Raw genomic sequence first — 23,808 nt, forward strand, 5'->3', positions numbered from 1 at the left:
AGACTAAAAACGCCACTTCTAGATGTCTTCGTCTTTGTAACCCACCTCGTGTGGTCCTAAAAAAATCGGGCGCAAATACTTAATGCGTATTTGATAATTATATAAAAATAGTATAGTAGACAAAGAGTTTAATTGAATTTTTATACACGATGCTTTATAATATTCCATAGAAAAACCTATAAAAAGAAAGCAGGGTCATGATGAAATCAGAAATACTTGCGGCTATTGAGGAAAATAAAGATCGTTTTTACGAAATCAGTGCATATATAGGGGCCAACCCTGAACTTGGTCATGAAGAATTTAAAGCATGTAAAATTTTAACCGATGAGCTTAAAAAACAAAATTTTGATGTTGTAATTGGAACAGCAGGTCTCCCTACTGCATTTGAGGCTACTTTTGATAGTGGTAAACCAGGTGCAACAATTGGGATCATGTCGGAATATGATGCACTCCCTGAATTAGGCCATGCGTGCGGACATAATTTAATTGGTACAATGGGAATTGCAGCTGGAATTGGCTTATCAAAGGTTATTCATGAGACTGGTGGAAAAGTGGTTGTTTACGGAACACCGGCAGAAGAAACAAAAGGTGGAAAAGTAACCATGGCCGAGCAAGGCATTTTTGACCATCTTGATGTAGCCATGATGGTCCACCCTCTTAGCCATTATGAAAAAAGTGGTGCGTCCCTAGCGATGGATGCAATTCAATTTGAATTTTTCGGGAAAGCGGCACATGCAGCGGCAGCCCCCCATGAAGGAATCAATGCGCTTGATGCGGTTATCCAAACATTTAACAGTATCAATGCATTGAGACAGCATATTACATCAGACGCACGCATTCACGGAATTATTTCTGAAGGCGGACAAGCTGCTAATATCGTGCCGGATTATGCTGTGGCACAATTCTATGTTCGCGCTGCTTCTCGTGCTTATGTAAACGAGCTTGTGGAAAAAGTGAAAAAATGTGCCCAAGGTGCCGCCCTTCAAACAGGTGCGACAATGGAATGGTCATTTTATGAGTTTTCCTATGATGACATGGTTACAAATGAAGCTTTTTCAGATGTCTTCACTGAGACACTAATTGAACTAGGCGTAAATCCGGAGGAAATTCATGAACGTGCTGACGGTGGATCACTTGATATGGGAAATGTGAGCCATGTTGTCCCTTCTATCCATCCATATGTAAAAATTTGTGATGAACCATTTGCTTGCCACACACATGGTTTCCGTGAAGCTGCACTAAGTAACCAGGGAAAAGAAGCAATGATCCTTGGTGCCAAAACAATGGCCCTAACTGGTTATAAAATTTTAACCGAACCACAAGTATTAGAAAACATAAAAGAAGAATTTGCGAAAAATAAATAAGGAACCATAGGGACGGTTCTCTTGGCACCCCAGCCAAGGAATCGTCTTTTTTGTTCTATTTTTTATAAGCAGTAGTGAATTGATTTTCTACTTAAGTGTAGTCATGGTTCTCTTACTCTAAAGTGAACTATCTCTTTTTCACTAGTTTCTGGAAGATAGACAAGATGTAATCTACCTGTAACGAAACTGTAATACTAATCTATTTTTTTGGTTCATAGTAATGAGTCATAGAGAGTTACCCAGCACTTAAAATGACTAGGAGGACTATTACTATGAAAAAAATACTATTAGGACTAGCTATCTTTATAGCTTCTCTATTTTTTGCAGATCAAGCGTTTGCATATACTGTTCAAAAAGGTGACACGATGTCTGACATTGCACGTATGCATGGAATGACTTTGGATGAATTAGCAGTGATGAACCCTCAAGTGGAAAATTTAGACCTGATTGTTGTCGGGCAAAATATAAATACGGAATTAAAACATGATAATGATCCAATATTATTTGAAGGTATGCATATTGAGAAAAATGAAGAAGTTGTTGTTGCTACGCAAGAAACGGTAAAAACTGAGCAAATTGTGACAGAAGTTAAGAGTGTTTCAAGTAACTATAATTTTTCTCCTGAAGAGTTAGATTTATTAGCGAGAATTGTACGAGCTGAGGCTCAATCGGAGCCATTTGAAGGTAAGGTAGCTGTTGCGGCGGTTGTATTAAATCGTTTAGAAAGTCCGAAATTCCCTGATACGATTCAAGGTGTCATTTATCAGCGTGGCCAGTTCCAACCTGTACGAAATGGAGCAATCAATAAAGCTGCAGATGAAGAGTCGAAAAGAGCGGTGCATGCAGCACTAACTGAAATGAGACATATTGCAAAAGAAGCATTGTTCTTCTATAACCCTACCATTGCCACTAGTCGTTGGTTAGATTCAAGAACCACAGCGGTGAAAATCGGACGACATGTGTTTAAATATTAACTTAGATTTTAATTAACTTCGAAAATAAGTAGGAAAGCCTTGATTCGAAAGGTTACCTGTTAAAATAATATGAATGCCTGAACCCTTCGGTTCAGGCATTTTTGAATTTTTTACCTTATTTTCATAAACTGCATTCGCTGGTTAAATAAAGTCGGATAGGATAAAAATCCAAGCATGATGCTTGTCACCGCTGCTGTTGTTAATAGTAAAAAGAGAACCAATAATTGAAATTGAACCGCTTGGATTGGATTTGCTCCTGCAATGATTTGGCCACTCATCATCCCAGGAAGCTGAACCAGTCCAATTGTTTTTTGGCTTTCGATTGTAGGAATCATGCTAGCCTTAATTGATGTAATGAGCTGTCTATGTATTGCTTGTTTTGGCGTACCACCCAAGGAAAGAATTAGCTCAGTTTGTTCCTGATGGGTATCAACCTCAGCTGTAAATCTGTTTAAAAATAAAATCGCAAGTACCATGGAGTTGCCAACTACCATTCCACTGATAGGAATAATATACTGGGCAGTTGCCGGTGTAATGTGAAATCCTAATAGAATCGCCTGAGTGAGAACCTCCATAAAAACCAAGGTTGCAGCAATTTTCCATGTGATACCCTTGATTGCCTTCCCTTTTTTTCTCGCATTCTGAGTAGCCGCAACAATCATTACAACAACCATTAGAAAAATATAAATGAGACTCTCCGTTTCAAAAACAAATTTCAAAATATAACCAACCGCAAATAATTGAATGATTGAACGGATAACCGCGATTGTAGTATCTTTTTCCAAACCTAGATTAAAGGTTTTGGACAAAAAAATGGGAATGAGAACAAAAATGAGTGCGATTGCTAATGCAAGTGTACTCATGCCATCTCCCCCTTCACAAATTGTTTTACTTTTTCATGAGTTGGAGATTTCAATATAGTGCTCTTCCCCGTTTCAATGACTTCCCCTTCCATTAACACCCAAACGTAGTTTCCAATGTCAATTGCCTGCTTTAGATTGTGGGTAATCCAGATCATGGTTACCTTGTACTTCTGATTAATTTTTACAATAAGTTCCTCGATTTCAGTTTTAGAGACCCGATCCAATGCCGATGTGATTTCATCTAGCAACATAATTTTCGGATGATTCACAAGCGTACGGGCAATGGAAACCTTTTGACGTTGTCCGCCCGATAAATCCCGAACATCTCTATGTAAAAATTCATCCTCTAATCCAACGTCATCCAGTAAATCCTTTGCTACTTTTTCCTCCAGTTTTTTACCTTGGAGCGTTAACGGTAAAGCTAAATTTTGATAAACAGTTCCGTTTACCATTGGTGCATTTTGCAGAGCAATACCGACAAACCTTCTTAATTCATGTGGCTCATATGTATGGATGTCTTTTTCATTTATGTATATTTCACCGGAAGTTGGAGACAAAAGACCATTACAAAGCTTCAAAAGTGTTGATTTCCCCGCTCCTGAAGGTCCAACTAAGGTCGTGATTGTTCCTTCATAAAAGGAACCTGTAATATTTTTCAATATATGCTTATTGTCCGCATGGAAATTCACACGATTAAAATGAATGGTTGGTTTAAATGTTTGCACATGGGGTCACTTCCTTTAACGCGATATCTATAAGATAACATACACGTAACATAACTGGAAAAATTTTAATTCATTATTGTTATTATGTACCTTTTTTATCAATCAACATTTAAAATATGGATCAAAAAAAGGAGACTATATGAAATACAGTCTCTTAAATCATTATTGTGAAACAACTTCTACTGCGAGTTCCTCATGATAAATCCATGCGTTCTGCTCTGGGGTTGTCGCTCCAATCCATATAAACAGTGGATCTGGACCGTGTGATCCATTGAAAGTGACAACGAGATGCTTGTACAGTTTGAGATTATATTCATCCTCTTCACGGAAAAAGGAAAGTTGCGGATTGTATAACCGATTTCCTTCAGTGTACTCGTTTCGATATTCACTGTATTCAGGTAAATCTTCGGGGCGCTTTACTTGGCTGAAGGTGACGACAATTTTTCGCGTTTCAAAAAATAATGATACATATTCGTATGATAAACCTGCTGTTCGAATCTCAGGTGTTACATTCAATTCTGGGTGTTGGTTCGCGATGTGGTAGACGGAGTCGAAAACATAAGCGGCGCGTTGTCTGGAGATGAAATTTCTTTCGGTGATAAGGGCATGCTTACCCTCTCTGTCTTTATAAAAACGCTCTAATCCATGTTTTATCCCTTTTATAATTAATTCTCTTTCAGCACTGCTTAAATAGAACTCATTACTAGAATCTAGCAAAACTCAAGCCTCCCTATTCTATCATTTTTCTTATTATACCCTTATGGGGATGTCGAAAAGTGTTAGATTCTAGGAATAATCATAAGTGACTTATATTTTTATTCCGTTTTTATAGAGATGTTTTTGTAACAAATAAAGAGTAGTCCTCCATATTAGAAGATTACTCACTTTCATTTATTAATTTCTACTCCGAACCGAGCAGGGGCTCCCCACTCTCGGGGCAACCCCTTAAAGAAAAATGTTCTTCTTTTAATTGTCTAAACCACTCAAAACATATTTTACTTCTAAAAACTCTTCAATTCCAATATGGCCACCTTCACGTCCAAGACTACTTTTTTATCACTGAACCGTATCGAGATTGAGAACTCATACCCCTTTTATTGTTTATTCTTATATCCGTTCCCAAATAGATGCAATTCCTTGGCCCCCGCCAATACAAACAGCGGATACACCATATTTTCCTTTTCTCCTGTGTAATTCTTTTGCAAGGGTATGTGTGATTCGAGTACCGCTAGCTGCTAGAGGGTGACCTAGAGCAACCGCACCGCCATTTACATTCCCAATTTCAGGATCAAATCCCAGCTCCTTTTGACAGGCTAAATACTGAGCCGAGAAGGCTTCATTAATTTCAATAAGGTCTAAATCTGCCACTGTTAGGCCTGCTTTTTGTAAAGCAAGTTGAATAGCTGGTACAGGACCAATTCCCATATATTTCGGGTCTACGCCAACTACTCCCCAGGAAACAAGTCTTGCAATAGGGTTAAGCCCATTTTTTTCAGCATATTCGCTTGTTGTTACAATTACAGCCGCTGCTCCATCTACCATTCCACTTGCATTACCAGGAGTAACTACACCATTTTTACGGAATCTAGGTTTTAATTTCCCGAGTTGTTCCAGACTTGTTTTTCGAACATGCTCATCTTGAGCAATCACTTTACTACCTTTTTTCTCTTGGATTGTAACTGGTACAATTTCTTCCTGAAGATATCCTCTTTCAATGGCTGTTAATGCTCGTTCATGACTCAAGAGGGCATGGTTGTCAACCTCTTCACGCGTTAGGCCAAATTTTTCGGCCAAATTTTCTGCTGTATCTGCCATTGTACAATCTCCAACTGTGTCATACAAACCATCCCATACCCAGTCTTCAATGACAGGACCTCCAAGTTTGCTTCCCCACCGCATACCTGGTATAACATGTGGTACATTACTCATACTTTCTGTTCCACCTGCGAGTACTGCGTTAGCCTCCCCTGTCAAGATATAGCGGGCAGCTGTTAAGATAGCTTCTACACCACTGCCGCATAATCGGTTAATCGTCAATGCTGGTACGTGAAGGGGCAAACCTGCCTTTAAACCAACATGACGAGCTAGTAAATGCGCGTCTTTACTGGACTGCTGTACGTTTGCGAATACGACTTGTTCGATATCCTCAGGATTGATATTTGCTTTACGAATTGCCCCTTTTGCAGCTTCCAGGCCTAAATCAGTTGCGGAAATCGCCCTGAAGCTTCCGGACATTTCGGTGAAGGCCGTACGTGCCCCCTCTACCAATACGATATTGGTCATCCTTACCCTCTCCTTTTACAATTTTTTTAACGGCGTATCTTAACTGATATAACGTTCAGCCTTAATGACGGTATTGGCAATTCTCCGTTTCACTTCCACTAAGTTTACAGAACTGCTCATAATTAAGCGACTGGCTGTTCGAGTAAATAATTCATTATCACCAAGGTGATTAATGATATTCAAGGCCTTGAGGCCTATCTGTTGAGAGATTTCATGGGTATAAACCACTGTACAATCATATTTTAGAGAGTTTTGTTTTTGGCCAGTCTTTTGAATGGCTTTTTCGGTTCTTAGTATTGAACTTTCAATTGCATATATAGCAATCGCTAAATCAGCTAAAAAAGCAGCAGCTTCTTGTTCGACATTAATATTGAATAAGGATTCTTCTTGCATCGATAGGACAGTGGCATGAAATAATTTTTTCATTAATTGCAATACCTGTTGTTCATGCTGAAGAAGCCCATCTATGACAATATCACCATCTATTTCATCTTCTTCTAATTTCAATGCAGTTGTCGCTATGACGATTCTATTAATTTCGTTTGTTCCTTCAAAGATTCTAGTAATCCTAGAATCACGATAAAGTGTTTCAATTTCATATTCCTCCATGTAGCCGTAGCCACCATGAATTTGTAAGGCCTCGTCAACAACAAAATCTAGAATTTCAGTGGACATGATTTTATTGATCGAGCATTCCATTACATACTGGGATATGATTTTCCCATAGTCATTACTGAATTCATTCCTTTTATTGAATCCGTTCTGCATTGAACCCGCCGTTCTATATACCGCACTTTCATTTGCAAATGTTTTAATCACCATATCTGCAATTTTGTTTTTTATTAAATTGAAATTCGATAGGGGCTGATCAAATTGGAGACGTTCATTGGCATATTTTACAGCTAGTTCAATCGCACGTTTTGCTGTTCCAAGAGAGGTTGCAGCGATTTTATGACGGCCTATATTTAGAACATTAAATGCAATAATATGCCCTCTTCCTATTTCCCCAATAACATTTTCAACAGGGACCTTTACATTGTTTAAGATAAGGGAGCGTGTTGAGGAACCTTTAAGTCCCATTTTCTTTTCTTCAGGACCTGTTGAAACACCTTCATCATTTTTTTCTACAATAAAAGCGGTAATCTTCTGGCCCTCCACTTTTGCATAAACGATAAAAATATCAGAAAACCCAGAGCTTGTGATCCATTGTTTTTCTCCATTAAGAAGATAATAGTTTCCACATTCCGATAATAAAGCTGTCGTTTTTAAACTCATGGCATCTGTCCCGGAAGATGGTTCTGTTAGCGCATAAGCTGCAATTTTTTCACCACTTAAAATTTCAGGAAGGTATTTTAATTTTTGTTCCTTTGAACCAAAATAAGCGATGGGTAATGCACCTATACCTGTTTGACCGCCAAAAGTTATGGAAAACGAACGACCAACCGCCATTTTTTCAGAAATAATTGTGGCACTTACTTTTCCTAATTCTAGCCCCCCATCCTCAGAAGGGATATCTGCTGCAATAAGACCGAGTTCCCCGGCTTTTTCCATGAGGATTAATGTTTCTTTAAAGTCTTGTTGTTCAATTTTCTCTAGCTTGGGATGGACTTCGTTCATAACAAATTTGCCTACCATGTTCTCTACCATTCTATGTTCATCCGTAAAGTCCTCAGGAGTGAAAACATCAATTGGTAATATCTCGTTGTTCAAGAAACTTGTATTTTTCTGTTTTTCAATCTTCATGAACATATCTCCCTACAGTATCAGCCTTTAGAATCATCCTTGCACGGATATCATCAGGGATTGGATGAGCCTTTGGCTTTTCTTTAAAAGAGGTCCATGCTCGCACTTCGTATCCTTCAGCAGCAATTTTGTCCCCTTTTTCAAATACATGCTTTATTCTAAAAGCTTTGTTATATAATTCTTCTACATAGCTTTTGACCGTCACGTGATCCTCAAATAATAGCGGCATATTAAATCGACAATTCGCCTCTAATAATGGTACCCCGATTTGCTGTTCGGCAAAAAGTTGGGAAGCAGGAAGACCTATCGCTGAAAAGTACTCATGTGTAGCTTCATCCATCCATTTATAAAAGTTAGGATAAAAGACAATTCCAGCAGCGTCTGTGTCACCCCAGCGTACTTGAAATGAATAGTTATTTTTCATTGAATTTCACCTTTCTGTATTAATAATCGGTTCATTTTCCTGTGCATTTATTATGTCACGAAGTTTTAACTTTTGAATTTTTCCGCTTGCAGTAACCGGAAAATTTGTTGTGAAAACGATTTTTTCTGGAACTTTATATTTTGCTATATTTTCCATTAGGTACTTTTTGATTTCTTCTTCACTGCTTTCGATACCATTTTTTAATTTAACTACTGCACATACGATTTCTCCCATCGTCGAATCAGGTATCCCTACAACGGCAGATTCAATTACTTTTGGATTCTTTGCCAGTACAGCTTCAATTTCTTGGGGATAAATATTAAAGCCTCCCCGAATAATCATTTCTTTTTTTCTGCCGACAAATTTTAAATATCCATGATCCGTTAACACCCCTAGATCGCCCGTATAATACCATCCATCTTCATCGATTACAGCAGAAGTCTCTTCGGGCATTCCATAATATCCTTTCATTAATCCAAAGCTTTTTATCGCAATTTCTCCTATTTCTCCAACAGAAACTTCTGATCGATCATCATTCACTATCCTCAACTCAACCCCTGGAATCGACTTTCCAAGTGTCTCAAGTATATTTCTTTCTTCATCATGATAGGCTGTCAATGTGACAGTGGCAGTCTCTGTAATACCAAATGATTGACAGAGATTCATACCCAATCGATCGCGAATTTCTTTCACTTTCAAAGGAGGAATAGGTGATGCCCCCACAATTCCTGTTCTTAAAGAAGAGAGATTGAACCGATTTAAATTTTCTTTCTCTAGTAATTTTATAAACATGGCTGGGACGCCATGAAGGATCGTAACATTCTCTTTTTCTATTAATGTAAGAACTTCGTTTGGCAAAAACCTTTCAAGCAAAATGATTCTAGCTCCTACAAATACCGCACAAAACAAATTTACAGCCATTCCAAAGATGTGGAACAAAGGCGCAGGCAGAATGAGAACATCTTGTTCAGAACAGTGTAGCTCAGAAGCAATTGTAACCGCTGATTGGACGACACCACGATGGGTAATCATCACCCCTTTCGGCACGCCAGTGGTTCCTGAAGTGTATAAAATACAAAAGATATCGTTATCAACGTCGATCCTAGTTTCTTCTATTTTATATTCCTCATCAGTTATTAACTCTTGATAAGATGTAAGCCCATCCCTATCAAACCTAACGGTAATTATATCTGGTACAATAAACAAAGCGTCTTTTATACCGAAATTTTTATCAAACTCATCTGTAACAAAAGCCATTTTGGGCTTTGAATTCATTAAGATGTGTTGAATTTCGTATGCTTTATATTTAGGATTAAAAGGAACGATTATGGCCCCAATTTTCGCTGCGGCAAAATATATTACAATGGTTTCATACCAGTTTGGAAGGGCGATAGCCAGCCGCTCCCCTTTGCTGATTCCGAGTCTAGAGAGTGTAGCTGCAAGTCTATCAGCGTCTTGTTTGATTTCACCATATGTTATCCGTTTATTTGTATCAAAAATGGCTTCTTCATCAATAAATTTATTTGCCGTCTGTTCCAAAAGACTGTATACAGATAAAAACGTTGAATCCTTCAATATACACCCACTCCCTCTACCTCCATTTCGGAAGGTTGATAAAAATAAAGTATCCGGATAGTTCGTTTTCGGATACTTTATTTTCATTTATTTGTTTTTGAATTCAGTAGTTTACTTTCCAGCAAAAACTGGTTTTCGTTTTTCAACAAACGCCCGAAGACCTTCTTCCCGATCTTCTGTTGAAAACGCATTAGCAAAACAAGAACTTTCTATAATTAATCCTGATTCAAGATCTGTGTTGCCGCCTGTATTTACCGCTTGTTTCACCATTTGAAGAGCAACTGGTGGTTTTTGTGCCAACTTATTAGCCCAATCCATTGCAGTCTCAAGTAATTCCTCCTTAGGAACGACTTTATTGACAATGTGCAGCTCCAATGCACGATGAGCATCAAACATTTCACCGAAATAGAGAAGTTCTTTTGCAATTCCTTGACCCACTATTCGTTGTAATCGTTGTGTTCCGCCTCCGCCAGGTATAATACCAAGCCCCACTTCAGGGAAAGCAAATTTTGCTTTTTCGGAACTTATTCTTAAATCGCATGCCAGAGCAAGCTCTAGGCCTCCCCCAAGTGCAAGTCCATTTAATGCTGCGATGACAGGCTTTGTCAGATTTTCAATTTTTGAAAAAACAAGTCTTGAGCTTTTATTCATTTTATTAATGCCGACTAGATCAAGATTTGCCATCTCATTAATATCTGCACCTGCTACAAATGCTTTTTCTCCACTGCCAGTAAGAACAATTGACCGCACTTCATCATTTGCTTCAAGCTCATCAAATAACGTTGCTAATTCTTGAAACACCTTCGTACTTAAAGGATTGACCGGTGGACGATTTATTGTCACTACCGCTACATGATTTTCAATATCACAAAGTAAAAATTCAAAACTCAATATATTCGCCTCCCTTAATTATTCGTAATCGTAAAATCCAGCACCCGTTTTCTTCCCATGTCTTCCTGCTCTTATCAATTGTTTTAATAGAAGTGGTGGTGCAAAATAGTCATCGTTAAATTCATCTTTAAAATATTCCATTACATGGTAACCAATATCCACCCCAGCAAAGTCTTGAAGTTCAAAAGGTCCCATTGGATAATTAAGGCCTAGCTTAACTGCTTTATCAATATCTTCATAAGAAGCAACGCCTTCTTGGACAAGTTTAATTGCTTCAATAAATTGTGGAGTCATAATCCGATTGACTATAAATCCAGGTGAATCCTTCTTTACCTCTACTGATTCTTTTGATAGTTTCTTAGATAACGCTTTCAATTCTTGGACTGTTTCATCACTTGTTTTATAGCCTCGTACTACTTCTACTAATCTCATTAGCTGTGCTGGATTAAAAAAGTGCATACCTGCAACAAGCTCTGGTCTGTTGGTTGCAGCGGCAATTTCTGTAATGGACATTGAGGACGTATTAGTTGCTAGTATTACGCCTTCACGAACGATTTGATCAAGTTGAGCAAACACTTCTCTTTTTAAATCTAGATCCTCTAGCACCGCTTCAATAACGATGTCAACTTCCTTCAAATCTTCTAAGTGAGTAGTTGTTTGAATACGTCCCAAAGCTTCTTGTTTCTGGGCTTCCGTTAGTTTTCCTCTTGCAACACTTTTTTCCATAAATTTGTTCATTCGATTTAAAGCACCTTCTAAAAAGCGCTCTTCAATATCACTTAGAATAACATTAAATCCATTCATCGCTGCAAGGTTGGCGATACCAGCTCCCATTGACCCGGCTCCCACAACACCTATAGTCTTAATTGCCATCATCCCATCTCCTTAAAAGCTATTATAATAATTTTCTGTAAACTTATTATAGCTTTAAACGGTACCTATTTAGTACCTACACGATGTAGGAAAAACCTTGCTATTATTCATCAAATTTATGGTTAAATCATTTTTTTACTCATATTAATCGTAAACTGCAAACGATAAAAAATTTTTATTTTGAATATAATAATGTATTTCGTTCTATTTCTTTCCCATACATATCATACAGTTTAAATGCCATCATTAAATTAAACCGTACTTCGGCATCGCTGAGTTGGATGTCTAAGAGAGATTCAATTTTTTCAATTCGATAAAGTAAGGAACTTCTATGAATGAACAGTTCCTCTGCAGTATTTTTGATATTGCCATTATTTTGAAGAAATGCATGCAGGGTGTTTAATAAATCTGTCGTCTTCCCTTCGGAATAAAAAATCAATGGGCCAAGCTGATTGTTGACAAATAAATCAACCGCTGTGGAATAATTTAAATGGTGAAGGACTGTATATGACCCAAGTTCACTAAATAAGGAAAAACCTAAATAATCTAACCTGCTTTTTAAAATATTTAATGCCTGAATAGCTTACTGGTAACTAATATAATAATCATTGATATTTTCCGTCTTATCCCCTACACCCATTAATACTTTACACTGGACAGTTGTTTCTTTTGCCCAATTATTTATTCGTTCATAAAGGGTATTCCAGTATTTTTTTGAGAGATTGTTTTCATCTTTTAACGGTACAACCAGTATATATTTTTCATCGTGATTACCAGTTAAAATAGATGAGTCAAATTCTAGTAGATTCGATTTTATAGAATCCCAAATGATGTTTTTCTTCTCCTGTTGATCAAAAAGGTTGCTGTCGATTATTTCCTTTTGATCAAGTGAAATGGAAAGAACAGCGAGATAATGGATTTGTAACAGATTCCATTGAAAAAGGCTGGCATATTGAAAAATGCCATCTTCTTCTTCGATTTTTTCCACTAACAATCTGCTAAAAAAACTATCTTTTGCTTGTTCATTTGCGTCTAACACTAGTTTTTGCTTAATAAATTGGATCGAACATATATTTCGTGCAACTTCAATTGTTAAGCGGTCAATTTCATCCATTTCCTGTTCCTGGCTTTGTACTGCCAGATACCCAAGTAATCTTCCTCCTCCATTAATCATCCAAAGGGTAATTAAATCTAAACTATTCGGAACTTGGATCGTAAAATAATCAAGACCTTTTGATGTTCCTTTCCCTGTTCTCGCTATTTCAGTAATTTGTTCTAAATAGCTTTCATTTTCCTGATGTGGTTCGATTCCAACAGAAATTGGTCGTAGAAAACGGTCAAATAATAGTACTTGGTTATGAAATAGGTTTGATAACATGCTCGTAATCCCATCAAAGTTGTCCTCCTCAATTGTTTCCTTTACAAGGGATTGTTGATAGTCTAATAGAAATTGAAGACGGTTTTTCTGCTGTTTCTCATTGTTAAATAGCCTTGCATTTTCCAAAACCGCCGCAATTAGGTTGGACAAAAGCTCTAACATTCTCAAGTCATTTTCTGTAAAAACTACCTCTTTATTATTTACAATATGTAAGACACCAATTGTCTTTAAATCAATAACAATTGAGACTGATAATTGTGTTCCACCTGGTTTCTCCAAATAAGGAAAGTATTTATTCAAATGATAATTTTCTTCAATCACGATCCTTTTTGAATGCTTCATCAATCCATAGGATGGGGGTTGGAAATCAAAACAGTTCTCCTTTTCGTTATATAAATAAATACAGGCAAAATCTGCATTTGTTCCTTTCCCTGCTCTTAAGTTGATCTCCTCTACGTGTTTTTCTAATGGGGCATTAAGTGATAGATTTTTGCTAATCCATTCAATCCCTTTAATTTTATTTAACTCTAGGTTTTTTTCACGTGCCATCGACATGGCTACTGCAATATCTTTCCCAAATTCCTCGAACGGTGCTTCCATTTCTAGCAAAGGAACATAATTCAAAAATCCAACAATACAAAATCCATATTGAAAATTATTATAGTTAAATGGTACCGTAAACCAAGTTTTAACATTAGCTTGTTTTAGGATTTTAGAAAGCATACAAAGCTCTGGCGGATCTCCGTTCTCAATGGTTAAACTTAGGCTTAATAATTTTGTTGAACATTGATTAATAGGCAGTGGAAAATAATCTGTCACAGCCGGTATATTTCCACTCCATGCTTTTGGAAGAAAAACTCCATCTTCATTTAGGATGACTCCAACAAAGTCACAGTATAATTCCGACCGAAAACTTTCTGTTAAATATTGGAGAACTTCTTCTTCTGTGTCAAATTTTATCAGGTGTCTTGCCGTAGAGCGTAAGTGATTCTCTAATTTTCTCATTAATTTTTCTTTTTTATCGATGGTCACAGTGGCAGCTCCTTTTTACTTATAGTAGTTATATTTTATAAGTAATATATCGAATTTGCAAAATATTAAAACTATTATTAAATCTTTATTTGACTCAAAAAGCCCCAAGGTTTTAAAACCCTGGGACTTAATAGTTAAACTTTAATTGTTATGCTCCGGTTTTGATCCCTAAGTAAGCGGACATAACCTGAGGATTGCTGCTTATTTCTTGACTAGTTCCATCTAAAATAATTTTTCCTTGTTCTAAAACATATGCTCTGTCTGCTGTTTTAAGGGCAGCCTTTACATTCTGTTCTACTAAAACCACCATTGTTCCTAACGTTTCTTTAATAACCACAAGCGTCTCCAAAATTTCATTAACAATTTTAGGAGCAAGGCCCATGGATGGTTCATCCAATAAAATAACCTTTGGATTTGACATCAAGCCTCTTCCAATTGCGAGCATTTGCTGCTCGCCACCGCTTAGATTCCCTCCAAGATTGTTCAAATGTTTGTCTAGGTTTGGAAACATAGAAAGTATCTGATCTAGATTTTCTTTCGCATGCTTTTTCTCTTTAAAATATTTGGAGTACATTCCAAGCATTAGGTTTTCCTTCACTGTTAGATTTGGAAAAACTTGCCGACCCTCAGGTACGAGACTTAAACCTTTTCCTACGACTTTATGGGCGGGAGAGCCACCAATCACTTCATCGTGAAGAACAACAGTTCCAGCGGACGGACGATAGAGACCTGCCAACGTATTTAAAAGGGTACTCTTCCCAGCTCCATTTGCACCGATTATTGCAACAATTTCACCTGGTTCAACGTGAAAGCTTACATCGTGAAGGATTTGGATTTTACCGATATGAGTAGATACATTTTCAACGTTTAACATTAAACGGCCTCCTCCCCTAAATAGGCAGCAATCACCTTTTCATTTTTTTGGATTTCTTCTGGTGTCCCTTCCGCAATTTTCTTTCCAAAATCAATGACGACGATTCGATCAGCCAGTTCCATGACAGTTGTCATCTTATGTTCAACGAATAAAAAAGAACAACCCTTCTTTTTAAACTCTTGAATATAGCCGGCCATTTTATTTGTCTCCGTATCATTTAATCCAGCCATTGGTTCATCTAACATAATAAATTCAGGTTCATAGACAAGTGCCCTTGCAAATTCCAATTGTTTTTGCTGCCCGAATGATAATTGCCCTGCTTTTTCATATATTAAATCCTCTAGTTCAACCATTTTAATCAATCTTAATGCCATTTGATAGGCAAGTTTTTCGTCCTTTTTAATACGTGGTAGGCGGAATGCTGCATTAAGAACATTCGTTTTCAACTTAACATGGGCTCCCATCATGACATTTTCAAGCACTGTCATATTTTCAAAGATTTGTAGATTTTGAAACGTCCTTGAGATTCCCATTTGTGCCAAGGTTGAAATCTTTTTTCCTGTTAAGTTCTCGCCTTTGAAAAAAACCTCTCCAGTTGTCGGAGGAATAAAACATGAAATCATATTGAACAATGTGGTCTTTCCAGCGCCATTTGGCCCAATAACCGCCACCACTTCTCCAGGCTTGACATGAAATTCAACATCTGAAACGGCCGTAACTCCACCAAATTGTTTTGTTAGCCCCTTTACCTCTAGTAAATTTGACATGTTAAGCACCTTCTTCAGTCATTATTTCTTTATGATCATTTAAGGATTGTTGTTTTTTATTTCTAATCCTTTTAGAAAGCTGAATGAATACATGCATAAGTCCTTTTGGCATAAACATCATGAATAAAACAATGATTAAACCATAGACAACGATTTCTACCTCTCCACTGATTCCAAAATACGTATGACCAACAAATCGAATGAATTCATTCAAAAATACAATGAGTGCAGTACCTAGTATAGCTCCCCAAATGTAGCTTGCTCCCCCAACCATGACCATAATTAAAAATAAAATCGAAGTCGTGATGTAAAATGTGGGAGGAGAAACAAACGTGATATAATGTGCATAAACACTACCTGCAAGCGATGCAAAAGCTGCGCTTAAGGCAAAAATCGCAACCTTATATTTTGACACTTCTACTCCTAATGTTTCAGTCGCAATTTCACTATCATGTATACTCCTTAATAACCTGCCAACATGGGATCGAACAATATTTAAGGATAAGATTAAGACAAGAAAAGCTAAAATCCAGACAAAAAAGTAGAAAACAACTTTGTCTGTAAGCGACAGCCCAAAAATGGAAAGAGTCGGTATTCCAATTAAACCCGCAGCACCACCTGTCCAATCATTTAGTCCAAGGACTAGAATGAAAAATATGATGTTAATCCCGATAGTGGCAAGTGCAAGGAAATGCCCCTTTAATTTTAAAATAGGTATCCCGATTACATAGGCTATCAAAAATGTAGCAACTATCCCTATCAACATCGAAAGCCATGGTGATAGTCCAAAGCTTACCGTTAATACTCCGGATGTATAGGCACCCATTCCAAAAAATGCCGCATGTCCTAGAGAAATCTGTCCTGCAAATCCAATCAATAAACTTAAACCTACTGTTACAATTGAATAAATTCCAATTAAAATGAATAGCGTAAATATATACTGAGATGTAACAACCAGTGGTAATAGTAAAATGATGAGTCCCACAAACAAGAGGGGCTTCCAGCGGCTACCATATAACACATTTTCCAGCTTCAACATCAATATCCCCTTTCGTTATACTCTTTCACCAGAACCCCTGGCAAAAATTCCATTTGGTTTTATAAATAAGACAAGGATGAGTACGAGGAATGTAATGGCATCACTATAAAATGTTGAGATATAAGCGCCTGAAAATGTTTCTAATAATCCGACTAGTAGTGCGCCCGCTACAGCTCCAGGAATACTATGCATTCCCCCTATAACCATCCCAACGAACCCTTTGATCCCGATAAGAAAGCCCATTTCATATGTTGCATCCGTAATTGGGGTTATTAGAATACCAGCAATGGCTCCCAAAGCTGCAGCAAGTGTAAATGCTAAAGCCGACAAGGTGCTTGTATTAATTCCCATTAATTTTGCAGCTCTTGGGTTTCTTTCACTTGCCCGTAATGCGGAACCAATATAGGTTTTTTCAAAAAACAGATAAAGTATGGCTAAAAGAAAAATTAATACCCCAAAAATAACAATGCTCTGTGGATTTATAACAGCCCCCATAAATTGAATTGATTCTACTGAAAGAATCGGTGCGAGCTGATGTGGATTTGTTCCCCAAACGATTAAACCCATGCCCTTTAAAAAGATAGACAGGCCAACTGTAATAATGATTAAAATAATAACCGTGGTATTTCTTGCGTAAAAAATGGCCGTTCTTTCCACAATCAAGCCAATAGCTGCTGTAATAATAATGGCAAGTATCATTGCTGCTACCATTGGCATCCCGGCATTTACAAAGGTAATACAAGTAAGGGCCCCAATCATTGCAAATTCGCCCTGTGCAAAGTTTAAAATTCCGGTTATGTTATAAATTGTTACAAATCCGATTGCCAACAATGCATAAATGCTTCCAACTGTTAAGCCCGTTACGACATATTGCATCAATAAGTCCATACTTTAGCTCCTTCCTTAAAAGCAATAGTAGAAAGATAGTAATGGCAGAAAGTTATTATTCTGCCATTACATTTTCTATCCTATTAAGCGGTGTTCCTTTAATTAATCCTTATTGAATAACTACTCATTATACTTCCAATTGTTATTCTCAATCTCTAAAACTGAAAATCCATCTTGATTTGGACCTACATTTTCCGATTGTAAATCAAAGGTTCCTGTTAATCCTTCATACTTTTCTTTTTTAGTCTTTAGATAATTATGAATAGTTTCAGCGGTTGTATTTCCTTCCTTTATTGCTTCGAGTACAAGGTAGAATCCATCTGCTGCATGTGCTGTAAAATTATCTGGATCACTATTAAACATTTCACGATATTCTTCACGGAAGGCTTTTAATCGTTCTTTTTGATCACCATCTGGTAATTGGTCGACTACACTTAATTTACTCCCGATTATAAACAGATTTTCATTATTATCTTTCACCTGATCTAAGAAACCTTGGTTAGCAGAAGCTGATGATTGAATCATAGGAACGTCAAATCCCAAAGCTTTAAAATTTCGTGCAACAATTCCGGCACCCGGTGTTCTTGACCATACAATGACTACCTCCGGATTCTCTTTACGAACATTCGTTAATTGAATGGTCATATCTGTTGCAGTAGCATCAAATTCCTCATGGGCTACAATTTCAATGTTATTTTCCTTTGCTGCTTCTTCAAATGGTGGAAGTCCGTCTACCCCAAATCCATCACGAGCATTTACCCATGCAACCTTCGTAGCATTTTTTTCTTTTAGGAATTTTATGATTAATTCTGCACTCATATAGTTGCTAGGTGCCATTTGGTAAATCCCTTTGGTTTCTGGATTTACAGGGGCAACGGTTAATAATGGGATTCCAGCAGCAGAAATTTTAGGCAAAATGGCCATTGACGTACTTGCTTGAGTAGCCCCGATTACTGCCACAACACCTTCTGAAATCAATTTATCGGCTGCAATAACTGCCTTTGTGTCGTCCGTTTCATAGTCTTGCATTATGATTTCTATTTTCTTTCCATTTATCGGTCCCTCTTCATCCAACTTTTTCTGAAGCAGTTTTACATAATTTGCTTGTGTTTTCCCTAAAGTGGAGGCTGGACCTGTTTCAGCAAAGATTGCTCCAATTTTTATAACCTCACTATCCTTCCCACCCGAACCTCCTCCATCAGTGCTTTCGGTATTACATGCTGTAATGACTAGCAAAATACTTAAAATGATACTGAGAAAACTAAATTTTTTCATCTCCTATTTCCCCCTAATTTATTTTGTTTCTATTAAAAATAATAGAAAGTAAAGCACTGGAGCCTATTAAAATTCATTAAGACGATTCTAGTTATCGTAGTTGAAGCTCAGTTCTCAATCGTTTTTGAAGTTCAATCTTTTTTATTTTTCCAGACGGAGTCATGGGGAAGTCATCAACTAGAAGGATTCGATCTGGTATTTTATAGTCCGCAATTTTTTCCTTAATAAATTGTTTTAACTCTTTTTCCGTTACCTTCATACCTTGCTTTACACGTATACAAGCACAGGATATTTCACCTAACACGGTATCTGGTAACCCTACAATTGCTATGTCCATTACTGCCGGGTGGGTATAGAAATATTCTTCTACTTCACGTGGATAAATGTTGTATCCACCCCTGATGATCATTTCTTTCTTTCTTCCAACTATTCGAATATAACCATTCTCATCCATAGTTGCGAGATCGCCAGTGTAATACCAGCCATTTTCATCAATGACTTCATACGTTTTTTCCTGATTATTGAAATACCCTTTCATCAGACCAAAGCTTTGGCAGACCAGTTCACCTACTGTATTCATACCTACTTCATATCTGTTTTGGTCAACAATTTTAATCTCAACTCCTGGTAAAGCCCTACCGACTGTTTCCGCTCTCAAAATATCATCATCTTCAAAGCCTGTTAGGGTAAGCGTTGGAGAGGTTTCCGTCATACCATAGCCGATGATGATATTACAGCCCATTTCCTTTCTAATCCTCTTAATAATTTCAACAGGTGCTGGTGCTCCCCCCATTTCACCAGTTCGTAAGGAGGATAAATCGTAATTCTTAAATGATGGATGGTTTAATTCAAGAACAAACATGGTAGGCACACCGGGATGAATGGTAACCTTTTCTTGTTCAATTAGAGATAAAGCTTTCTCTGGCTTAAAGGATTCCATTAAAACCATTCTGGCTCCGGAGGATATGGCTCGTAAAACAAACATAAGACCCATGACATGAAAAACAGGTGTTGGCATTAAAAACACATCTTTCGGTGTACACTTCATCCAGTCTGCACCAGCTACAGCAGTATGTACCATATTTTTGTGTGTCAACATGGCACCTTTAGGTTTTCCAGTTGTTCCTGAAGTATAAAGGATGGCAAAGACATCTTCTTTGTGGTCAATAGGAACATTGGTAAACGGGTGAGCTTTCCCTACTTCAAGTAATCTATCATAGCCAATAACTTCGTCTCCCTCGAAACGAACCCCTATTAAATGTTCTAGAGAGTTTATTTCCTGTTTTAGTCGGTTGTATTGTTCATAGTGATTTATGTTGTCAAACTCTTTGGGGAAGAATACTGCTTTAGCCCCCGAATTTTGAATAATATACTCGACTTCTTCTTTTCTAAAACGTGTATTAAATGGTATAAGAATCGCACCTAATTTTGCAATTGCAAAATCTATGACTATAAACTCATGCCAGTTAGGTAAGCTTACTGCAACCCGGTCACCCTTGTTAATTCCAAGTTGTTTAAGACTGCTTGCTATATATGTAGATTCCATATCTAACTCGGAGTAAGTCATTCGTCTCTTCCCATCAAAGATTACCTCGTTTTCGGGGGCTGACGAAGTGACCGCCTCAAGCAGACTTGAGACCGGCATATCATATCGATTTTCAAACACGAAAGAGTCACCATCCTTACAATTTATTGTAATCGTTTTCAAATTCACAGAAATTACTAAGTCCAAATTGATCGTTGAATATTTTCTTCTATATTACCTAAACTAGGTCTATATATCTAAAATTTCAAATGTTCTGATACCTTATTTTAATTATAGGTGATGAAATTTCAAAAGAATACCAACACGATAAACGAAAAAGCATTAGCATTTTCATCAGATTTGCGGAAAAATAATATGTTTTCCGTTACATTCTTTCAATGCATACTAAAATAGGGTGACCGCCTTTGGAGTCACCCCTAAGAAAAAACCTTAGAAAAGTACATTTCATTAGTTAGTATTTGAAATGACATTGCTTTGTTGAATGATCTCGCTCGCCATAATTGCTTTTCTAATAGGCTCGGGAATTGAAATGGCTTTTAGGTTATCTTCAGAGATGCTTGCGACCGCACGAATCTGATAGCCATTCGCAATTTGCTTATCGTCTTTATAAAACTCATGTACAAAATGGATGACTTTATCACGCATTTCACGAATCGTGGTTTCAATGACTACATCGTCCTCAAAATATAGAGGCTTTTGAAAAGTACACTTGGACTCAAGTAAAGGTATACCTATTCTTTCATCTCTAACTAATTTTGATAATGGAAAACCGATACTTTCAAAATAATAATGTGCTGCCTGATCCATCCATTTATAAAAATTAGGGGAAAATACAATCCCTGCCGCATCGGTATCCCCCCACTCCACCCTAAAGTGATATTTGTGCACCTTCATTTCATAACCCTCACAATCTTTTTCGTATTCTTCCTTCTATAATAGTACTTAATAGTTTCATTTGCTACATTGACGTTTCTCCATATGGAACAAAAGTGTAAGAAGAGTAAAAAGAGGCTGCACTAGGTGCAACCTCTGACCTTTCAAAAAAGTAAATTTAGGGACTCATCAACTAAAACTTAAATCCAAGTATTTTATTTAAATAGATCTTTTGTTGCACATATCCATGTTTTTGCCATTAGCATATTACCCGCGGTGTTCATATGTACACCGTCAATTGTAAGTGGAAAGTCTTTCTTATGTTGCAAGAACGTAATAAATGCCTGATGGGTTGGAACGACAACTGCGTAATATTTTTTAGCTAATCTATGGATGATTTCAATATAAGGTCTTAGCAAGATATTTCCTTTTCCCTGAATATCCTCCGATATCACCGTAGGCTCCATTAAAACGATTGAAGCTTTGGTTTTTTGCTTAATATTATTAAGTAGATGTTCTAACACTTCTTCGAATTGTTGCGGTAACACTTGTTCTATTTCAGGAGAATCCACTTGTCTCCAAACATCATTGATACCAATTGAAATTGAAGCTATATCCGGTTGAAAGGAAATGACATCGTGCTCCCACCGAACAGCCAAGTCTGTAACACGATTTCCGCTAATCCCTTTGTTTATAATTTCCAAATCTCTATCTGGATTAGTAACCTTCAAGTAATCATGAAGCAAACGTACATATCCAGTTCCAATCGGATCACTCTCGCTAATGCCCCACCACGTGATACTATCACCAATAAAGACAATTCGTTGTTTCATGCTCTCCCTCCTACATCTACTTTATCATTCCATTGGTGTAAGTAATCCTCTAGCTTTTCACACACATAATTCAGATAAAAAGCAATCAGGCTAAAGGGATCTTTCATTTCTAAATCCGAGTGGACCTTCAATTGTTCGAGCTCTCTTTTCCAACGCTTTAAGTCAGAGATAATTAAATGTAGATCATCAAAACTTTCAACTTTTTCAGGATCTATCAGCCGGCTCGGAAATAATGGCACATTCCATTTCGATACTTCCGAAAGCGCTGATTCCAGTTTTTCAAGAACTTCTTTGACAAACTTTTGATGCTCATGAAAGATGGAATAAAAGTCTTCTTCAATGTCTTCAATAGAATCACCCCACGTTAATCGTGCAAAATAATAACTGTTCATTAACTGTAAAGATTCCCATGGAAAGTTAAAATCTATTTGTTTGGCATTTTCCTTTGGTAGATATGGAACAATGAGGTTGACCATTTGTTTAATTCCAAGCTTGGAGTAGACTTCAATATCTTCATGAATTCGATGAAATAACGGTGGAAATAGATCACCTAACATAAAGTGATCGCTATAATATTCAAAAATCGTTATTTCTTGTTGAGAGGCTTTCGTTACATGACACCATTTTTGTAAAGCCTTAAATGCTCTTTCCTCATTCGTAAAAGATTGCTGATAATTCCTACCCCAATAGGCGAATAACGTATTTACTGTTTTAGAACTATCCAAATTACCTGGTAACTCTAACATATCCCAAGATAATCCCGCATTGTAAGCTATATGTTCTACTTCAATTCTGGGAATCTGATTTTTTACTTGTTCAGTAAATTCAATGTAACGGGCTAAAAAGTGATCGTCATCCTCTATCCCAAAATCGGCTGGCCATAAAGATAGTCGGCTGACAGAAGGTGTTTCTATAACATAATTATTTATTTTTTCAATTAGCAAGCCTTTCCAGCTATCATCAGAAAAATCAATCTGTTTTTTTTCTGAAACTGAGATACTTTTTAATAAGTAGTGCATACTATGTCCGCCAATTGTAATAGTCAGTCCACGCTTTTCAATCTCTTTTTCTACTACATGTTGTACTTTGTCCCATAGCATAAACGTAAAAAACAGTTCATTCAGATAGTGTTTCGCTGCCCAATCGATTACTTTTAGTAGAAATGAAATATCATCATAATTTTCAATAACTAAGCCTCTTCTTACCATTTTTCCGCTATGGATTTCTGACTTTATAAAACAAACTTCCTTGTACTCGCTTTTTTCTTTAGATAAAAAGTTAACCCACTTATATCCAAAAAACTTTTTACAGATATGATAAACACCATAAAGTACAGATCTCGCATTTGATCCGATAATATAAATCTCGCTTCCCTTTTGAACAAATCGAAAAAAATCCCCTATGGGTTCATCTTTAAATTCAGATTGTTTTATTAAGCCCTGTTCAAAAAAATCTTGTTCCAGTCCTAACACAAATGAATAAGAAATGTCCTGCCCGACCCGAGCTGTATACTTAAGCAACTCTTCTTTTGCAAATAGAATTGGTTTATCATAATTTAGAATGCTACATGAAACCGCCATATTGTACC

At 37.0% G+C, this 23,808-nt stretch carries 22 protein-coding genes; 2 read left to right on the forward strand and 20 right to left on the reverse strand.

What is annotated here, in order from left to right; all coding sequences use genetic code 11:
- Nucleotides 1-200: 200 nt before the first annotated feature.
- Both V7112_RS19680 and V7112_RS19685 read left to right on the forward strand, forming a co-directional pair.
- Nucleotides 201-1,364 (forward strand): M20 family metallopeptidase, encoded by a 1,164-nt coding sequence (locus tag V7112_RS19680; protein WP_335423033.1) that lies wholly within the window; start codon nt 201-203, stop codon nt 1,362-1,364.
- 272 nt (nt 1,365-1,636) lie between these two features.
- The gene (locus V7112_RS19685; RefSeq protein WP_335423036.1) at nt 1,637-2,338 is read left to right on the forward strand and encodes a cell wall hydrolase; all 702 of its coding nucleotides are present in this window, start codon (nt 1,637-1,639) and stop codon (nt 2,336-2,338) included.
- Between the two features lie 110 nt (nt 2,339-2,448).
- On the opposite strand, the gene V7112_RS19690 is transcribed toward V7112_RS19685, so the two are convergent.
- From V7112_RS19690 to V7112_RS19785, 20 genes are all read right to left on the reverse strand, one after another.
- Entirely contained in the window at nt 2,449-3,201 is a 753-nt protein-coding gene (locus V7112_RS19690) for an ABC transporter permease (RefSeq protein ID WP_335423037.1), read from the reverse strand.
- Nucleotides 3,198-3,926 (reverse strand): ABC transporter ATP-binding protein, encoded by a 729-nt coding sequence (locus tag V7112_RS19695; protein WP_335423038.1) that lies wholly within the window; start codon nt 3,924-3,926, stop codon nt 3,198-3,200. The genes V7112_RS19690 and V7112_RS19695 overlap by 4 nt, the downstream gene beginning before the upstream one ends.
- A gap of 162 nt (nt 3,927-4,088) precedes the next feature.
- Complete coding sequence (locus tag V7112_RS19700; protein WP_335423039.1) at nt 4,089-4,643, reverse strand: hypothetical protein; 555 nt, start codon at nt 4,641-4,643, stop codon at nt 4,089-4,091.
- Between the two features lie 390 nt (nt 4,644-5,033).
- Complete coding sequence (locus V7112_RS19705) at nt 5,034-6,209, reverse strand: acetyl-CoA C-acetyltransferase (RefSeq protein ID WP_335423041.1); 1,176 nt, start codon at nt 6,207-6,209, stop codon at nt 5,034-5,036.
- A 39-nt stretch (nt 6,210-6,248) separates the two neighbouring features.
- Nucleotides 6,249-7,952 (reverse strand): acyl-CoA dehydrogenase family protein, encoded by a 1,704-nt coding sequence (locus tag V7112_RS19710; protein ID WP_335423045.1) that lies wholly within the window; start codon nt 7,950-7,952, stop codon nt 6,249-6,251.
- Nucleotides 7,942-8,376, reverse strand: coding sequence for an acyl-CoA thioesterase (locus tag V7112_RS19715; protein ID WP_335423047.1), 435 nt, complete (start codon nt 8,374-8,376; stop codon nt 7,942-7,944). Before V7112_RS19715 ends, V7112_RS19710 begins: the two co-directional genes overlap by 11 nt.
- 6 nt (nt 8,377-8,382) lie before the next feature.
- On the reverse strand, nt 8,383-9,954 hold the full coding sequence (locus V7112_RS19720) for a class I adenylate-forming enzyme family protein (protein WP_438823927.1): 1,572 nt from the start codon (nt 9,952-9,954) through the stop codon (nt 8,383-8,385).
- A gap of 108 nt (nt 9,955-10,062) precedes the next feature.
- Nucleotides 10,063-10,842 carry an enoyl-CoA hydratase-related protein gene (locus V7112_RS19725; protein ID WP_335423051.1) on the reverse strand — a complete coding sequence of 260 codons (780 nt, stop codon included), beginning with the start codon at nt 10,840-10,842 and terminating at the stop codon, nt 10,063-10,065.
- 18 nt (nt 10,843-10,860) lie between these two features.
- Nucleotides 10,861-11,715, reverse strand: coding sequence for a 3-hydroxyacyl-CoA dehydrogenase family protein (locus V7112_RS19730; RefSeq protein WP_335423053.1), 855 nt, complete (start codon nt 11,713-11,715; stop codon nt 10,861-10,863).
- A gap of 175 nt (nt 11,716-11,890) precedes the next feature.
- Nucleotides 11,891-12,154, reverse strand: coding sequence for a helix-turn-helix domain-containing protein (locus tag V7112_RS19735; RefSeq protein ID WP_335423054.1), 264 nt, complete (start codon nt 12,152-12,154; stop codon nt 11,891-11,893).
- 144 nt (nt 12,155-12,298) lie between these two features.
- Nucleotides 12,299-14,125, reverse strand: coding sequence for a GAF domain-containing protein (locus V7112_RS19740; protein ID WP_335423056.1), 1,827 nt, complete (start codon nt 14,123-14,125; stop codon nt 12,299-12,301).
- A 148-nt stretch (nt 14,126-14,273) separates the two neighbouring features.
- On the reverse strand, nt 14,274-14,999 hold the full coding sequence (locus tag V7112_RS19745; RefSeq protein WP_335423058.1) for an ABC transporter ATP-binding protein: 726 nt from the start codon (nt 14,997-14,999) through the stop codon (nt 14,274-14,276).
- Nucleotides 14,999-15,766 carry an ABC transporter ATP-binding protein gene (locus V7112_RS19750; RefSeq protein ID WP_335423060.1) on the reverse strand — a complete coding sequence of 256 codons (768 nt, stop codon included), beginning with the start codon at nt 15,764-15,766 and terminating at the stop codon, nt 14,999-15,001. Before V7112_RS19750 ends, V7112_RS19745 begins: the two co-directional genes overlap by 1 nt.
- A 1-nt stretch (nt 15,767) precedes the next feature.
- Nucleotides 15,768-16,805 (reverse strand): branched-chain amino acid ABC transporter permease, encoded by a 1,038-nt coding sequence (locus tag V7112_RS19755; protein ID WP_335423062.1) that lies wholly within the window; start codon nt 16,803-16,805, stop codon nt 15,768-15,770.
- Nucleotides 16,806-16,820: 15 nt separating this feature from the next.
- Nucleotides 16,821-17,693: a branched-chain amino acid ABC transporter permease gene (locus V7112_RS19760; RefSeq protein ID WP_335423064.1), complete on the reverse strand. Its 873-nt coding sequence runs from the start codon at nt 17,691-17,693 to the stop codon at nt 16,821-16,823.
- A gap of 120 nt (nt 17,694-17,813) precedes the next feature.
- Entirely contained in the window at nt 17,814-18,968 is a 1,155-nt protein-coding gene (locus V7112_RS19765; RefSeq protein ID WP_335423065.1) for an ABC transporter substrate-binding protein, read from the reverse strand.
- A 91-nt stretch (nt 18,969-19,059) separates the two neighbouring features.
- Nucleotides 19,060-20,634, reverse strand: coding sequence for a class I adenylate-forming enzyme family protein (locus V7112_RS19770; protein ID WP_335423067.1), 1,575 nt, complete (start codon nt 20,632-20,634; stop codon nt 19,060-19,062).
- 327 nt (nt 20,635-20,961) lie between these two features.
- Nucleotides 20,962-21,408 (reverse strand): acyl-CoA thioesterase, encoded by a 447-nt coding sequence (locus V7112_RS19775; protein ID WP_335423069.1) that lies wholly within the window; start codon nt 21,406-21,408, stop codon nt 20,962-20,964.
- Between the two features lie 194 nt (nt 21,409-21,602).
- Entirely contained in the window at nt 21,603-22,220 is a 618-nt protein-coding gene (locus V7112_RS19780; protein ID WP_335423071.1) for an SGNH/GDSL hydrolase family protein, read from the reverse strand.
- Entirely contained in the window at nt 22,217-23,800 is a 1,584-nt protein-coding gene (locus tag V7112_RS19785; protein ID WP_335423072.1) for a hypothetical protein, read from the reverse strand. The genes V7112_RS19780 and V7112_RS19785 overlap by 4 nt, the downstream gene beginning before the upstream one ends.
- Nucleotides 23,801-23,808 lie beyond the last annotated feature (8 nt).

Source organism: Bacillus sp. JJ1566 (genome assembly GCF_036962685.1).
Taxonomy (GTDB): Bacteria; Bacillota; Bacilli; order Bacillales; family Bacillaceae_L; genus Ferdinandcohnia.

Coding starts and splice junctions, on each gene's coding strand:
- V7112_RS19680 (WP_335423033.1), top strand. CDS start 201: ATGAAATCAGAAATACTTGCGGCTATTGAGGAAAATAAAGATCGTTTT.
- V7112_RS19685 (WP_335423036.1), top strand. CDS start 1,637: ATGAAAAAAATACTATTAGGACTAGCTATCTTTATAGCTTCTCTATTT.
- V7112_RS19690 (WP_335423037.1), bottom strand. CDS start 3,201: ATGAGTACACTTGCATTAGCAATCGCACTCATTTTTGTTCTCATTCCC.
- V7112_RS19705 (WP_335423041.1), bottom strand. CDS start 6,209: ATGACCAATATCGTATTGGTAGAGGGGGCACGTACGGCCTTCACCGAA.
- V7112_RS19710 (WP_335423045.1), bottom strand. CDS start 7,952: ATGAAGATTGAAAAACAGAAAAATACAAGTTTCTTGAACAACGAGATA.
- V7112_RS19715 (WP_335423047.1), bottom strand. CDS start 8,376: ATGAAAAATAACTATTCATTTCAAGTACGCTGGGGTGACACAGACGCT.
- V7112_RS19730 (WP_335423053.1), bottom strand. CDS start 11,715: ATGGCAATTAAGACTATAGGTGTTGTGGGAGCCGGGTCAATGGGAGCT.
- V7112_RS19745 (WP_335423058.1), bottom strand. CDS start 14,999: ATGTTAAACGTTGAAAATGTATCTACTCATATCGGTAAAATCCAAATC.
- V7112_RS19750 (WP_335423060.1), bottom strand. CDS start 15,766: ATGTCAAATTTACTAGAGGTAAAGGGGCTAACAAAACAATTTGGTGGA.
- V7112_RS19755 (WP_335423062.1), bottom strand. CDS start 16,805: ATGTTGAAGCTGGAAAATGTGTTATATGGTAGCCGCTGGAAGCCCCTC.
- V7112_RS19760 (WP_335423064.1), bottom strand. CDS start 17,693: ATGGACTTATTGATGCAATATGTCGTAACGGGCTTAACAGTTGGAAGC.
- V7112_RS19765 (WP_335423065.1), bottom strand. CDS start 18,968: ATGAAAAAATTTAGTTTTCTCAGTATCATTTTAAGTATTTTGCTAGTC.
- V7112_RS19775 (WP_335423069.1), bottom strand. CDS start 21,408: ATGAAGGTGCACAAATATCACTTTAGGGTGGAGTGGGGGGATACCGAT.
- V7112_RS19780 (WP_335423071.1), bottom strand. CDS start 22,220: ATGAAACAACGAATTGTCTTTATTGGTGATAGTATCACGTGGTGGGGC.
- V7112_RS19785 (WP_335423072.1), bottom strand. CDS start 23,800: ATGGCGGTTTCATGTAGCATTCTAAATTATGATAAACCAATTCTATTT.